Origin of the sequence: Oceanobacillus senegalensis, from assembly GCF_900176885.1 — a bacterium.
GTDB lineage: Bacteria > Bacillota > Bacilli > Bacillales > Amphibacillaceae > Oceanobacillus > Oceanobacillus senegalensis.
This window is the reverse complement of sequence record NZ_LT839648.1, coordinates 833,049-848,683: the sequence shown is the minus strand read 5'-3', so window position 1 is coordinate 848,683 and position 15,635 is coordinate 833,049. Positions and strand designations below refer to the sequence as shown.

Sequence of the window (15,635 nt, the reverse complement as noted above, 5' to 3'; positions counted from 1 at the left end):
TTATATCCCCATCAATAGAGGCTTTTTTATATTAAAAACAGGATTGTACATCAGCAAATAAGTATCTGGGAAACGTTGCAATAAATATTTTAATATTGGATCGGAATAATATTGATGATGTACATATGAAATTCGATTTACTGTTGAAGTCGCCCATTTTAATTGGAAATGTAATATTCTATCCATAAAATAATGTTTTAGTTCCTCTTCATTTCGAATACATTCAATTGGATCCTGTTTTGAAGTTTTCTGTTCCTGGTCTTGATTCGTTTCCTTTTTAAGAAATTGCTTCCATTTACTACTAAACCTACTCCTCATCGAAACAGACTTTTTTGATTCTGCTTCCTTTTCATCATTCATTTCTACTGGTTCGGCCCATAAGCGATATAGTTTATCCCAATTTTGCTTTTTCACACGTATAAATTGGGTTGGATAACGATATGTGTCCCACTCATACCGCGAAATATAATCCCGAAGCTTGATTAACTGCGCGATACCCTTCCCCCCCCTTTAATCAAAACACACCAACTTATATACCGCTACACGGTACTGGACATGCTAGTACAGGTGCTTTAGATGAGTGGTCTTCAGTGGAACAAGTAACCACAGTCCCAAGACGACATGATTCAACTTATAAGGACGCTTACGCTTTTGTTCTAAATTAGTGCGCTAATGACAATTATTTTCTATGATAATCGATAACGTTTGGTCGGCTCATATTTTTGTTGTCTACCTGGATGAATTTGAAAAACAACTATTTCATGAACATGCATTCTTTCTATTTGTGTAAATTGTCTTTGTATTTGTTCTAGCACATTGTCGTAAGATTCCTTGGGATTACCAGTCCATTTTTTGGCTAAGGTAATATGTGGACGGTATGGACGGTTTTCCTTGCTAAAACTGACTTCTAGACAGACATCTTCTATCTTCTTTTGAATGGATAATAGAGCATTTGCATTTTCAACACCTGCCCATAAAACTCTCGGTCTCTTTGGATTTCCAAATATCCCTATCGAGCCTACTTCAAGTTCAAATGCACGCTCTCCCTCCACTTTTTTTAATGCATGATAAAGTGCTTCTATTTTTTCCTGATTAACTGCACCTAAAAATTTTAAAGTAATATGAAGGTCCTGTTTATGATACCACTGTTTGTAAGGCAATTTATCATGTAATTCATTTCGCCATAACGAAAAGTAGTTTTGCAACTCCTCTGGTAGTGGAATGGCAATGAAATAATGCGGAAGAGAAGCCATGTTTATTCCTCCTAGTTTAACGACTGACAATATGTTAATTCTTCTTCGTTTAGTTCACGATATTCACCTAATGCCAATGATGTATCCAATTGCAGTTCACCCATACTCAAACGTTTCAGATAGATTACTTTCTTATCAACCGCTTCAAACATTCGTTTTACCTGATGAAATTTCCCCTCTGTAATGGTAATTTCTATTTCTGATACATCACCACTAATCTGAATTTTTAATGTTGCCGGTTTTGATTGATAACCATCTTCTAAAGTAATACCTTCTCTAAATGCTATGACATCCTTTTCAGTTACTTTTCCTTTTATTTTGGCAAAATAAGTTTTACCAACATTTTTATTTGGTGAAGTTAACCGATGTCCGAGGTTCCCATCATTGGTTAGTAGTAATAACCCTTCTGTATCTTTATCAAGACGTCCAACTGGAAATGGTTGAAACATCTTTTCTTCTTTAGATAATAAATCGACTACCGTTTTATCACGTAAATCCGTAGTAGCCGACACTATACCTGGAGGCTTATTCATCATAAGATAAATATATTGTTTGTATGTAACTACCTCTTCATTCACTTTAATGGTATCCTGATCGGGATTTACGTGATGACTACCATCTTTAATCACCTCTTCATTTACGTTAACCTGCTTTTTCTTAAGAAGTTTTTTCACATCTTTTCGGCTTCCGTATCCCATATTTGATAAAAGTTTATCAAGACGCATGGTGAAGAATCTCCTCCTATTTATTACGCTTCCTTTTTAACTTGTCAATGGAAATTCGACTTCCTAATATACGTTCTAATAACGTTGAGACACTAGCTAGGTATAAGTATACCCCACCACCAATGGTTACACCTAATACAAGCATTAAAATAACTCCCCATCGCTCGTCATTAGGGATAATGAAACCAAAACCAAACTGTACTAACCATATGACAACTGCCATAATGATGACAAATATGCTAATAAGCGTTGTTCGTTTCATTGTTTCCTTGTAATTAAAATCAATAGCTATCTTGATCCGCCACAGATTTAATACAACGGCAATCCCTGACGCTAATGCTGTACCAAAAATGGCTCCCTTTGCTCCAAACCAATGAATGAACTGGATATTTAATAATATTTTTGTTAATAACCCAGCTAACAAGTTAAAAACTGCAAACCGCTGTTCATTAATTCCTTGTAAAATAGCTGCTGTTACACTAAACAGTCCAAACAATAATACAACAGGCGCATACCAAGCTAAAAGCGGTCCTGCAATAGGAATAATTTCCAAGCCGTATAGGGAACCATATATTTCATCTGATAACATAGCCATTCCCACAAATGCCGGAACAACTAAGACTAATACAATTTGTAGGGCTTGATTAATTTGCTTGGTTAATAACTGCTTATTATTTTGTGTATATGATTTCGTTAGTGTTGGTAACAAGGAGAGAGAAAGCCCTGTAGCAATCGTCATAGGAATAATTACAACCTTATGACCGTAATAATTAATTACACCATATGCCAGCTCCCAAGTGTCTTCTAAACCAGTAGCTACCATTGCCCTCTCAAAGGTAAATTGATCAACTAACTGATAAAGAGGTATAGCTAATCCTACCAAAATAAATGGACCTGCATAACTAAATAACTCAACAATTAGTTCTTTCGTACTCCGATTGTACGACTGTGTCTGTGATTGAATTTGTTTGTTAAAATATGGCTTTCGAATCTTCCAAAACATGAACAAAATAACACAAGATGCCAAAGCACCAATAAAAGCTGCGAAAGTAGAAAAACCAACTGCAGTAACGATGGACCCATCGAAAATTTTTAAAATAATAAAAGAACCTATTAGTATAAAGGTTATACGAACAATTTGTTCAATAACTTGTGAAACCGCTGTCGGCTTCATCGATTCATGTCCTTGGAAAAAACCTCGAACAATACTCATAACTGGTATGATTAATAATGCTATACTGACCATTCTAGTTACAAATGTTACATCTTCCACTGTAATGCCTTTCGGATCATCACTTGTGATCATCCATTCTGCTAGCCACTCTGCACTAAAAAACATAATCAGAAATGCAAGAATTCCTGTACAAGCCATCAACATACTAGCAACCTTAAATAATCGCATTCCCGTTTCATAGTCACCGAGCGAATTATATCGTGAAACAAATTTCGATACAGCAACAGGAATTCCCACTGTAGATAAACTAATAAATATACTATATGGCGTATAGGCAAAGCTAAATAAGGTACCTCCTGTTTCACCTACTAACGCATTAAATGGAATAACATAAATCATTCCTAAAAATTTTGATAAAAAAGAGGCAACCGTAAGTAAAAATGCACCCTTTACAATATTCGACATGTTTTCACCCATAACATTTTTATAATTTAATGTACCAAACCTTCGTACATTCTACATACCTGTTATATTCTATCATATACCAGGCATGGACATATAACGTAATTGCACAACTTTTTTGATTTACACTAACCATGTTGATTATTTGCTATGTCATATTAGAAGGATGATGTGAAATAACTGGGTAAAGTGCACGTTGATTTCCACCGCGGGCATTAAGGCACGGCTTTAGACACGTGCTATTCCCACAGTACAAGGGAGGCTTCGTCAGTGTTACATCTTCGTGAGAAAAAGTGTTTTTCTTTTTCAAGGAGTCAACTGCCCTTCGTTCCAATCAACATTATTATAGCTAAAACAATAATAGAAGCATATGCTCAAAAATAGCGGAGGGAATCGGTATTTACGCACCTTTTTTCGTATTAAGTTACTGCGCATCATATCAATGATGCGTCATAAACAATACTCTTAATAACCTTTACTATAATAAAGGAAAATTATAGGAAGGAAAAATATAATATATTCGTTAATTGTGTGCCTACCATACTTAGTGGTAAGATACTAAGGGTAGAAAGGAATGAAGCGTTTTGACCTACGATGTCACAGTAATAGGTGGTGGACCATCTGGATTAATGGCAGCTATTGCAGCAGCAGAACACGGTGCACGTACATTACTTTTAGAAAAAGGAAAAAAATTAGGGAAAAAGCTTGCGATTTCTGGTGGTGGAAGATGTAATGTTACGAACCGCTTGCCACAGGATGAGGTTATCAAACATATCCCAGGGAATGGAAAGTTTTTATATAGTGCTTTTTCTGTTTTTAATAATTACGATATTATTGACTTCTTTGAAAATATGGGAGTTGGACTAAAAGAAGAAGATCATGGAAGAATGTTCCCTAAATCAAATTCGGCTAAAACAGTTGTGAATGCCTTGATTAGTAAAATGGAAGAACTAAATGTTGAAATAAGATTAACTACTTCAGTGGAGGCGATTCACTATGATGAGAATGAACACATGGTTATTTTAAAAGGTGCTGAAAAAATCCAAACGAAAGCAATAGTTATTGCTTCTGGAGGAAAAGCGGTACCGCACACTGGTTCAACTGGTGATGGATATGCTTGGGCAAAAAAAGCAGGTCATACCATCACAGAACTTTACCCCACAGAAGTTGCTTTAACTTCAAATGAGGACTTTATCAAAGATAAAAGCTTACAAGGGTTATCATTAAGAAACGTATCATTAACTGTATTAAATAAACGAAACAAACCTATTATAAGCCATCAGATGGATATGATATTTACACATTTCGGAGTTTCTGGTCCAGCTGTCCTCCGATGTTCCCAGTTTGTTGTTAAAGAATTAATGCGTGGAAGCGAAAAAGTTACTATGGTTCTAGATGCATTACCTGAGGAGAAAGAAGAAAAGCTATATCAAGCTATCATGAAATCGACGAAGGAAAATCCTAAAAAGGCATTTAAAAATGTGATGAAAGGATTAATTCCTGAACGTTTGTTATCCTTCATCTTGAAACAAAATCATATTACGGATGAAGAAAAATGTGCACATATTTCTAAAGAATCAATACGAACTATCACACATCATATCAAAAACTTCACCTTTAACGTGAATGGTTCGCTTCCGTTAGAAAAAGCATTTGTAACAGGCGGAGGTGTTTCCATAAAGGAAATAGTGCCTAATACCATGCAGTCTAAACGGATGCATGGACTATATTTTTGCGGAGAAATCCTTGATATTCACGGTTATACTGGTGGATATAACATTACATCTGCACTTGTAACTGGACGTTTAGCTGGTATGAATGCCGCAAATGAAAGTGCTGACTGATTCTGGTAGATGATACCTTGCATGCATTGTACTTTTCAGGAGAAGCTATGAGTGTCTCGATGCAGACAATCAATTAATATTTTCTAAAGCAAGCCGTCCTGAATTTCATTGAACCAATACCTAAGAAAGGGTGTTAATGGATGCAAATGAAAAACCAAAATTGGCTACCTATTATAGCATCTGTTGGAATTGGAGCTGCAACTTATTATACAATGACAAGGAATAATCAAACCCTTGGTCAAACTGTCCAAAAAGTGCTACCATTCATGATAAGTACAGGCGGCAATCAACAACAAGGTAGTTAATTACTTTACCTTACACTTGTGAAAGAAAAAGCGCGTCTTCTGGGCGCGCTTTTAAGTTTAGTAAATTCTCTTATCGAAAGGGGGAAAAGAATGAAACAGTTCGGCCTATTAACACGAATTATTACTGCAATTATATTAGGTATTATAATTGGCTCTTTCTCAAATGAGTTCTTTATTCGATTATTTGCAACGTTTACTGGATTATTTGGAAACTTCTTAACCTTTATCATTCCCATCATAATCATAGGGTTTATAACACCAGGAATTGGTATGATGGGACGTGGTGCTGGAAAGATACTAGGCTTTAGTGCATGTTTTGCATATATATCCACTATTATCGCCGGATTACTTGCATTTTTAGTTGCTAAAACCATCTACCCATCCATTTTAGGGGGTCAATCCATACAAGCCTTTACGGACCCTACTAAAGGTCTAAGTGAGCCCTTTCTTTCAATAGAGATGGCACCGCCAATGGAAGTAATCACTGCATTACTATTATCATTTGTACTTGGTATTGGACTTGCTACCATTAAAGGGGAAGCACTACTTAAAATCATGATTGATTTTCGCGAAATTGTACAACTAGTAATTGAGAAATTCATTATTCCATTATTACCATTTCATATTTATGGGATTTTCGCTAATATGACCTACACAGGTCAAGTCGCAACAATCTTAAGTGTATTTATGAAAGTATTTATCATGATTATTATATTGCACCTTTTATACTTAATTTTTCAATACACAGTTGCTGGAACGTTAAGTAAACAAAATCCATTATCGATGTTAAAAACCATGTCGCCTGCTTATTTTACAGCACTCGGTACACAATCATCTGCTGCAACTATACCTGTCACCCTAAAGCAATCCAAGCTTTTAAAATCTCGTGAAAGTATTGCAGATTTTACCGTACCGTTATTCGCAAATATCCATTTATCAGGAAGCACGATAACTATAGTCAGTTGTTCTTTAGCTGTGTTATTTTTACAAGGAGAATCAGCGACTATCCAATCCTATTTACCATTTATACTAATGCTAGCCATTACGATGATAGCTGCACCCGGCGTTCCAGGAGGCGGTGTCATGGCAGCTATTGGACTTCTTGAAAGTATGCTTGAATTTGGACCAACTATGATTTCATTAATGATTGCATTATACCTTGCTCAAGATAGCTTTGGTACTGCTGCAAATGTAACTGGTGATGGTGCTATTACTTCTATTATCAGTTCCCTACAAAAAGATAAATCATAATTTTTACCAAAAAACGAGCAAAAATGTTGCTTTTATATCCCTTATTCCTAATCCTCCCAAATGAAAGCATTTGGGAGGATCTCTTTTAGTTAGAATTAATTATTAATAAATTATATGACATTCTAATGTAATCCCTGTCTCTTTTACACAATCGACTAATGTTCCTTGAATAGGATATCATTTTTCGCACAATATAAAATGAAACTTTATTTACAAATAGGAGAGTCGTCAATGGTATATAAACATTTTCTAATACTCGTTATTCTTATGTTAATCTCCCCTTTTTCTGTATACGGAATGAAAGAGGAAGCTGTCCTCATCAATACATACCAGGCCGATGTTACTGGGGATGGTATTTTAGATGAAATTAACTTAAAAGGAATTCCATTTTCAAAGGGGGCGGAATACTTCCATAATATATGGGTTGAAGTTAAAAGCAAAGGACATGAGGACGGTCGTTGGAAAATTAGTTATGGAGATGGATACGAACCAGCGATTCAATTCGTTGATATAAATCATGACAATGTTCAAGATATGTTGTATCAAAGCCCAACAGGTGGAAGTGGTGGATTATACCATTATGACTTACACACATTAGCAAATGGTGATTTATTGGAAATTCCATTACCTAAACAGGAATATATTTCAGGTAAATTTGCTGATGGTTTTAAAATTAAAATTCAGTTTACACCAAATGAGAAACCCATTGAAGTAGATGTAAAAAATCGATCTAAAGAATATATTCGTCAAGGAATATATAATAAGAAAGGGAAATTAAAAAAAGCAAAATCCTTAATAATTGATCCTATTGCTTTTTTTGAGCCTGTAAAACTAACTGAACGAAAAGGAAATGGATTAAAAAGCTACAAACAAGTAAGTGGCGCTTACCACGCTGATCAGTTAGGAACGATTGAAGCAATTTGGTATTATATCGATGGGGAATGGATAATCTTAAAATCGGAATGGAAAGAGGAAACTCCTTAACTGAAAGTGTAAAAAAGGATCTCTCCTAATTTGGAAAGATCCTTTTTTTGTTTAATAAAAGAACTTTTACTTTTGTACTTTAATTAGCAACAACATTTACTAATTTTCCGGGTACTACAATTACTTTGCGAATGGTTTTTCCTTCTAACCATTTTTTCATTGTTTCGTCTTCGAGTGCAAGTTTTTCTAATTCATTTTTTGGCAAGTCTTTTGCAACATTAACTTTAGAACGAACTTTACCCATAACTTGAAGTACGACTTCTACTTCATCCTCTACTAGTTTTGATTCATCAAATGCTGGCCAGCCTTCATAGGCTATCGACTCTCCATGTCCTAGTTTTTCCCAAAGTTCTTCTGTAATATGTGGTGCAACAGGGTATAGTAACTTAACAAAACCTTCAACATATTGCTTAGGAAGCTTATCTACCTTATAGCATTCATTCACAAACACCATCATTTGGGAAATCCCTGTATTAAAATGAAGGTTTTCAAAGTCCTCGGTTACTTTTTTCACTGTTTCATGGTAAACCTTATCTAAAGTATCATTTTCTTCATCCACTATTTTATTTGTTAGAGAGTCATCTTCATTAACAAATAAACGCCATACGCGGTCAAGGAATCGTCTTGCTCCGTCCAGGCCATTGGTTGACCACGCCACAGATGCATCAAGTGGCCCCATGAACATTTCATACAATCTCAAGGTATCTGCACCATGGGATGATACGATATCATCTGGGTTAACGACATTACCTTTTGATTTACTCATTTTTTCATTACCTTCACCAAGTATCATTCCTTGGTTAAATAATTTTTGGAATGGCTCTTTTGTAGGTACTACACCAAGATCGTATAGGAATTTATGCCAGAAACGTGCATAAAGCAAATGCAATACAGCATGTTCTGCACCGCCAATATATACATTAACTGGCAGCCATTTCTTAAGTGCTTCTGGATCACCTATTTTTTCCGTGTTATTTGGATCGATATAGCGCAAGAAATACCAAGAGCTTCCCGCCCACTGTGGCATTGTATTCGTTTCACGACGACCTTTCTTCCCTGTTTCTGGATCTACGACATTCACCCATTCACTATTATTAGCAAGTGGCGATTCACCCGTTCCTGAAGGTTTAATTTCCTCCATTTTTGGCAATTCTAGCGGCAGTTCGTTTTCTGGAACTGTTGTCATAGTACCATCTTCCCAATGTATTACAGGAATAGGCTCACCCCAGTAACGCTGTCTAGCAAATAGCCAGTCACGTAGTCGATAGGTAATCTTCCTCTCACCTTTTCCATTTTCCTCTAACCATTCGATTGCTTTCGAGATTGCCTCTTCTTTTCCTAACCCATTTAAGAAATCAGAGTTAATATGCTCACCATCACCAGTGTACGCTTCTTTTGAAACATCTCCACCAGCAACTACCTCTATAATTGGCAAATCAAATTTTTGAGCAAATTCATAGTCACGTTCATCATGAGCCGGAACTGCCATAATTGCACCTGTTCCATAAGACATTAATACATAGTCAGCTACCCAAATTGGTACTTTTTCATTATTTATCGGGTTAATGGCATACGCTCCAGTGAATACCCCCGTCTTGTCCTTCGCAAGGTCTGTACGCTCCAAATCCGATTTTCTCTGTACTTCATCGACATATGCCTTTACTTTTTCTTTTTGCTCGGCTGTTGTAATTTTATCAACAAAAGGATGTTCAGGAGATAGGACTGCATATGTTGCGCCAAAAAGAGTATCTGGTCTTGTTGTAAAAACAACAAATTCTTCATTGTGTCCATCAATGGTAAATGTTACTTCTGCACCTTCAGATTTACCAATCCAGTTGCGTTGCATATCCTTTAGACTTTCAGGCCAATCTAAGTCATCGAGATCTTCTAATAGACGATCTGCATATGCAGTAATTCGAAGCATCCACTGTTTCATAGGTTTACGAATAACGGGGTGTCCTCCACGCTCACTTTTTCCATCTATAACCTCTTCATTGGCTAGTACAGTTCCAAGTGCAGGACACCAATTAACGGGTACTTCATCAATATATGCAAGCCCTTTTTCGTAAAGTTTAACAAAAATCCATTGTGTCCACTTATAGTAGTTTGGATCTGTTGTATTAATTTCACGATCCCAATCATAGGAAAAGCCAAGTTCTTGAATTTGGCGCTTAAAGGTTGCAATATTTTTCGCTGTAAATTCAGCCGGGCTATTTCCCGTATCAATCGCATACTGCTCAGCAGGAAGACCAAATGCATCCCAGCCCATTGGGTGCATTACTTCGTATCCCTGCATACGTTTCATACGCGAGAGAATATCTGTTGCTGTATATCCTTCTGGATGCCCTACATGAAGACCTGCACCAGATGGATAGGGAAACATATCTAAAGCATAAAATTTTTCTTTTTCAGAATATGTATCTGTTTTAAATGTTTTATTTTCTTGCCAATAGTTTTGCCATTTCTTTTCTATTTTTCGATGATCAAAGCTCACGTTCCATATCCTCCTTTTTAATACACGACTAACCCCTCTTTTTACGTACTTTTTTCTAATACTTGGTACGGTAAAATTTTGACTATGTCGAAGCGGTTCTTAGCTAAAATTTTAAACTTGTCTTACCTAAAAAAAAGCCACTCATCCCTATAAAGGGACGAGAAGCTTAGCTCCCGCGGTACCACCCAAATTAACGTAGACTTCACGTTCTCTTGCGCCCTTAACGCGGATCTATACGGCAGGAACTACTTACGATTTCGTACCCTGCGACAAAGAAGGTGAGTTCGTGCATGTTCAAGCAACAGTTTTCACCAACCACTGTCTCTCTATGCCTTGAATAATACACTACTAATCCTTCGCAAAGTCATTGTCATATTATATCGAAATTATAAATAATAGTACCATCTTTGTCAACACTTCTTAAATCTAAACATAATTATGTTAAAATAATTTAAGTAGTCATCATCACAATTTAAATCGTAGCAATAAGAAAAAGAATAGTGAGGTTATATCTATGCTCAAAGGAGTTCTCAATTATGCGCACTACCTATTAGAGGAATCTGTCAATAAAGGGGAAACAGTTATCGATGCTACATGCGGAAATGGTAATGATACATTATTTTTAAGCGATCTTGTAGGGCAAGATGGTCATGTACTTGCATTTGATGTCCAGGAACTTGCCATTACATCGACTAGAGAGGTCATTATTAAACATGGTAAATCCAACGTGTCACTCATTCATGATAGTCATGCCAATATTAAACAACACCTACCAAAGGATGAGCGACAAACAATTGGTGGCGCTATTTTTAATCTAGGATATCTGCCAAAGAGTGATAAAAAAATCATTACCAAGCCAGAATCAACCATTAAGGCGATGGATGATATATTAGAAGTATTAAAGAAAAATGGCTTGATTATTTTAGTGGTTTATCACGGACACGAAGGTGGAAAAGAAGAAAAAGAAGCAATATTAAAGCATGTACTCCATTTAAGTCAACAAAAATATAGTGTCCTCCAGTATGGCTTTATTAACCAGAAAAATAATCCACCATTTATTATTGCTATTCAAAAAAATAAGCAGTAAGCCTCTGCTACTGCTTATTTTTTATCTACCGACCGGCTTTTTCTCATTAGACAATTCCATAAATAGTGGTTGTATAGCTATCGTTACGAAGCTAACAATTAATGCAACAATAAATACGGTTGTAATAGACATGTCAATGATCAAATTGAAAAAGAAAATAAAAATAATAGGAATTAACGTAGATATACCGTTCCATCTTCTCGATTGCTCGGTTAGAAATTGCTTTGTTCCACAGTATGGACAAATATTACGTAAATTTGTTATTGACTGTTTCCATGTCCACTCTTTATTACAGCTTTGGCAAACCGGCATTTTAACGCTCCTCTTTTCTAATGATAAAGTGAATCTTTAATTAGTGGGGATTCTTCTATCCCACACTAAAACAAAGGAACAAAAGCTAATGTCACAACGCCTCCTAAAGACCCACGCTCTCCTCCATTTTTGAGGTCGGGATATTACTGCCCCTTAACCTGCGATAAATTTCAAACCACCTTACCATTTCCGTTTAATTTATAATACATCCTTGTATTGATTTGGAAAAACCTAGCAGGATATCCACTTATTTTAAGTAATTCCTTAGCCATTTTATTTCCATTCTTAATTGATTTAACCTTGATATCTCCCAAATATAGACCAACTAATCCATGACAAACCATTTTATGAAACTGTGGATTTGGTAAAAATTCCACCCTTTTATCCGCTTGTTGAATAAAAAAACTAAACCTTTCTATCATCTTTTCATTATTAGGGTAAAAGCTACAGAAATTTAAATCACCTTCATCTAAATCTTCGTTTTGATCTATAAAATAATCCAAAAGTATATGTAGACCCTGTATGTATGGAAAATACCCCTCATATATATTAGATGCTAATTGGTTTGACATCTTACCTGAGAGAGCATAAGATACAAGACAGAAAATTCCTAAGGTGGATCCTGTAGCAGCTGCAAACTCATACCAACTTAAAGTAGGGATTCTATTATTTTCTTCATACCAATGTGTCAATCTAGGGACCCTTTCCTCTACCCTAACATGCTTATGTACTTGTAAACTAGAATACATATCTTCCAACTTAATTAATTGTACTTTTATCTTTTCCACGGAGTGAATCATACTTATAGTTTGTTGACACGTAACTACAAGTTCATATAAATAATTTCCATCGTCTTGATCTTCACGTAACTTATAGTAATTTCTAGGCTGGTTTTCTGGTTGAAGAGCATCTTCAGCTGATAAATGTAATTGCTTGAAATCATTAGGATTAAGGGATGTACTTCTATCACACAGATTATCTAAGTAATCACTAATGGTTTGGTAAGCTACAATAAATCGAACTGCTTCTTTCCATTTATCTCCTGCTAGCAAAGAAAATACTGCTCCACCCTGACAATGAAACTTCTTGGAAGCAATACTCGATAGTGCCTGTGTTCGCAATTCCTTATTCGGAATTTGATTTGCCCTTTTTTTCCAATAATTAATTTCATGATTAACTTGAGGGAAAATTCTACGAAAGACAGTGGTTACTAATGAAAGTGGTGTTGATGGTACGTAAGACAAGCTATTTCCTCCGATCTTTTTTTCAAAACCTTTTTACTTTGCTATACTTATTATATTAGCATAGTTGTTCAGATTCCCTCTTAACGACCAACCATAAAGTGAATCTTCAATCAGTGGGGGATCTTTCCCCCCCCACTGATTGTTAGATGAACGAATCGGGCTTTTAGGGGTAGTTTATACCACAAGGGTATGACACAAGGCCCTCCCTCACCTAAAATGATTAATGTTTTTTCCATTTTTGAGGTGGGAATTTTACTGCCCCTTAACCTGCGATAAAACACAGGAGATAGAAAAGGTGGAAAACATTTAACATTTTTCATATATCTTTCCCTAGTTTCCAAGCTTTCATTCTATAAGTAAAAGATATCGAAAGTTTTCCGTTAGAAGGGGATTTACAAGAGTTCTAAAGTTAGCAGTTAACTACTTAGTTGCACAACATAGATATCATGATCATTAACTTAATACTACTTCAATTACGGAGAAAAACAGAATACAAAAACCGCGAACAAATACGTAAGAAAGGATGATAATGTTGATTGGAGATTATAATGGAAAAAAGCCGAAAATACATGAAACAACGTTCATTGCAAAGGATGCAGTAATTATTGGTGATGTAACCATAGATAGTGAATCAAGCATCTGGTTTCAAACAGTTATTCGTGGAGATGTAGCACCAACATGTATAGGTAAACGTGTGAGTGTGCAAGACCTATCCATGTTACATCAAAGTCCAGACAAACCATTAATCATCGATGATGATGTAACGATTGGACATCAAGTTACATTACATTCTTCGATTATTCGAAAAAATGCATTAATTGGAATGGGATCCATCATATTGGATGGTGCAGAAGTTGGAGAAAATGCTTTCGTTGGAGCAGGAAGCCTTGTTCCACCAGGGAAGAAAATTCCTCCACATACCTTAGTAATGGGACGCCCCGCCAAAGTAGTTCGTGAACTAACCGAAGCAGATTATAAAGAAATGGAACGAGTTCGCAAATCCTATGTTGAGAAAGGACAATATTATAAGAAAAATACCGACTTAGGTAACGAATACTGAAAAAAATCCATGCACCAGGTCCCTTTCTAATCACCGCACTTATCATATATATCATTAAAAATAAGGTTCTAAGTCAAATGTTGGGGTGGGGCTATTAGCTCCTACCCCTTTAACCTATTGAATTGGCTACGGATTTAAATTGATGGTGTAATAATACCCTTAATCTCAATCGATCATATCTCTTGAATCCAAAGGCATTTCTCTTGATAACCTTTGTTTGATTATTCAATCCTTCAATAAACCCATTACTATACCCAAAGGCAAAGCTGTTCAATATTTCAGGTTGCCAATTTTGTAGCGTCTGTATCGCTTTTTCAAATTCCTCTAAACCCGCATCTTTTACTTGCGTATAAAACTGATACAGCCCTTCTTTAACCTCTTTCATATTATCTTTTCCTATTTTCTTTGCTTCTTCAAACCAAGTTCGATAAGATTCTTTTAACCCATAAGCTGTTCTCAAATCTTCTGATAACCCTAAATATCTTTCTAAGTACCAATGTTGTTTTGCGCTAAGGGCTTCATAATGCTTATAAAATACATGCTTCATTCGCTTGCACTTTTTACGATCATAAGGGTGGAATTCTTTTTGAACTCGTCTTCGCACACGTTCGAGTGCCCAATAAATATAACGACAGAAATGAAATCGATCCGCTATAATAATAGGATTCCCCAATGCTTGTTGAACAGCTGATTTAAAGCTATGACTCATATCCATAATGACTATTTCTACTTTTTCTCCCTTTTCCTGTAGATACTTTTTCACCGTTTTTACGGACCGATCAGGAAGAATATCCAAAGGCTCACCTGTCTCACCATTACCGATAATGGTCTGATATTTACCTTTATTTGTATCGCCCTTATATTCATCGATCGCTATTACCCGTGGCAGAGCTTTAACCTCACGTAATTTACCAGCTGATACGTTATCAAAACGTCGCATAGCTGTATTGGATGACGTATGAAATTGGGCAGCAGTATCCTTGAAATTCTTCCCCTTTATCACTCGAAAACCTAACGCCTGATTCCATTCCACCGTATGTCGCTGATAACGATAGACAATATTATTGTTTTCTACAAACCTCTTTCCACACTTACACCTATAACGACGCTTACGATAAAAAATATAGGTTCTACGTTCAAACAATTTTAAATGCTGAATTTTTTGCACTCGATAATCATGAATACGCTCTGTTATCTCCCCACAAGAAGGGCATTTATGAGGTTTTTTTGGCAACTGAACATGAATATGAAAGGATCCCTCTATCTCCTCTGTTTTCGTTATTTTCATTTCTTCTAATCCAGGTAATTTCATGTTAAAATACATATACACGCAACTCCTATCCACTTGTTTCTCGTCAATTCAAGTTTAAAGGATATAGGAGCTTGCGTGTTTTTTTATGCTTAAATTTTATTAAAACCCCAACATATATTTTAGAGCCA

General features: G+C 35.8%; 14 protein-coding genes and 1 other annotated feature. Of the genes, 6 read left to right on the top strand and 8 right to left on the bottom strand.

The window, feature by feature from the left end; all coding sequences use genetic code 11:
* The 4 genes from CAO17_RS21600 to CAO17_RS03925 form a co-directional block, all read right to left on the bottom strand.
* The gene (locus CAO17_RS21600) at window positions 1-414 is read right to left on the bottom strand and encodes a hypothetical protein (RefSeq protein ID WP_245831759.1); all 414 of its coding nucleotides are present in this window, start codon (window positions 412-414) and stop codon (window positions 1-3) included.
* A 272-nt stretch (window positions 415-686) separates the two neighbouring features.
* The gene (thpR, locus tag CAO17_RS03935; RefSeq protein WP_085991520.1) at window positions 687-1,253 is read right to left on the bottom strand and encodes an RNA 2',3'-cyclic phosphodiesterase; all 567 of its coding nucleotides are present in this window, start codon (window positions 1,251-1,253) and stop codon (window positions 687-689) included.
* Between the two features lie 11 nt (window positions 1,254-1,264).
* Window positions 1,265-1,978, bottom strand: a complete 714-nt coding sequence (locus CAO17_RS03930) for a pseudouridine synthase (protein ID WP_085991518.1) — start codon at window positions 1,976-1,978, stop codon at window positions 1,265-1,267.
* 16 nt (window positions 1,979-1,994) lie between these two features.
* Complete coding sequence (locus tag CAO17_RS03925) at window positions 1,995-3,617, bottom strand: putative polysaccharide biosynthesis protein (protein ID WP_085991517.1); 1,623 nt, start codon at window positions 3,615-3,617, stop codon at window positions 1,995-1,997.
* A 581-nt stretch (window positions 3,618-4,198) separates the two neighbouring features.
* On the opposite strand from CAO17_RS03925, the gene CAO17_RS03920 reads away from it, so the two are divergent.
* The 4 genes from CAO17_RS03920 to CAO17_RS03910 all read left to right on the top strand — a co-directional run bounded on the left by CAO17_RS03920 (window position 4,199) and on the right by CAO17_RS03910 (window position 7,998).
* Window positions 4,199-5,458 (top strand): BaiN/RdsA family NAD(P)/FAD-dependent oxidoreductase, encoded by a 1,260-nt coding sequence (locus CAO17_RS03920; RefSeq protein ID WP_085991516.1) that lies wholly within the window; start codon window positions 4,199-4,201, stop codon window positions 5,456-5,458.
* A gap of 140 nt (window positions 5,459-5,598) precedes the next feature.
* Window positions 5,599-5,763, top strand: coding sequence for a hypothetical protein (locus tag CAO17_RS20935; RefSeq protein WP_179151833.1), 165 nt, complete (start codon window positions 5,599-5,601; stop codon window positions 5,761-5,763).
* A 90-nt stretch (window positions 5,764-5,853) separates the two neighbouring features.
* The gene (locus CAO17_RS03915) at window positions 5,854-7,014 is read left to right on the top strand and encodes a dicarboxylate/amino acid:cation symporter (RefSeq protein ID WP_085991514.1); all 1,161 of its coding nucleotides are present in this window, start codon (window positions 5,854-5,856) and stop codon (window positions 7,012-7,014) included.
* 231 nt (window positions 7,015-7,245) lie between these two features.
* Window positions 7,246-7,998, top strand: a complete 753-nt coding sequence (locus tag CAO17_RS03910; protein WP_085991513.1) for a hypothetical protein — start codon at window positions 7,246-7,248, stop codon at window positions 7,996-7,998.
* 79 nt (window positions 7,999-8,077) lie between these two features.
* On the opposite strand, the gene leuS is transcribed toward CAO17_RS03910, so the two are convergent.
* Window positions 8,078-10,492 carry a leucine--tRNA ligase gene (gene leuS / locus CAO17_RS03905; RefSeq protein WP_085991512.1) on the bottom strand — a complete coding sequence of 805 codons (2,415 nt, stop codon included), beginning with the start codon at window positions 10,490-10,492 and terminating at the stop codon, window positions 8,078-8,080.
* Window positions 10,493-10,642: 150 nt separating this feature from the next.
* Window positions 10,643-10,863, bottom strand: a binding site (T-box leader).
* 143 nt (window positions 10,864-11,006) lie between these two features.
* On the opposite strand from leuS, the gene mnmM reads away from it, so the two are divergent.
* Window positions 11,007-11,579, top strand: a complete 573-nt coding sequence (mnmM, locus tag CAO17_RS03900; protein ID WP_085991511.1) for a tRNA 5-(aminomethyl)-2-thiouridylate-methyltransferase MnmM — start codon at window positions 11,007-11,009, stop codon at window positions 11,577-11,579.
* Between the two features lie 21 nt (window positions 11,580-11,600).
* Here mnmM and CAO17_RS03895 read toward each other — a convergent pair whose 3' ends face one another.
* Entirely contained in the window at window positions 11,601-11,891 is a 291-nt protein-coding gene (locus CAO17_RS03895; protein ID WP_085991509.1) for a TIGR04104 family putative zinc finger protein, read from the bottom strand.
* Between the two features lie 170 nt (window positions 11,892-12,061).
* Entirely contained in the window at window positions 12,062-13,135 is a 1,074-nt protein-coding gene (locus CAO17_RS03890) for a tetraprenyl-beta-curcumene synthase family protein (RefSeq protein WP_085991508.1), read from the bottom strand.
* Window positions 13,136-13,667: 532 nt separating this feature from the next.
* On the opposite strand from CAO17_RS03890, the gene CAO17_RS03885 reads away from it, so the two are divergent.
* The gene (locus CAO17_RS03885) at window positions 13,668-14,195 is read left to right on the top strand and encodes a gamma carbonic anhydrase (RefSeq protein ID WP_085991507.1); all 528 of its coding nucleotides are present in this window, start codon (window positions 13,668-13,670) and stop codon (window positions 14,193-14,195) included.
* Window positions 14,196-14,304: 109 nt separating this feature from the next.
* On the opposite strand, the gene CAO17_RS03880 is transcribed toward CAO17_RS03885, so the two are convergent.
* Window positions 14,305-15,525, bottom strand: a complete 1,221-nt coding sequence (locus tag CAO17_RS03880) for an ISL3 family transposase (RefSeq protein ID WP_085991506.1) — start codon at window positions 15,523-15,525, stop codon at window positions 14,305-14,307.
* Window positions 15,526-15,635 lie beyond the last annotated feature (110 nt).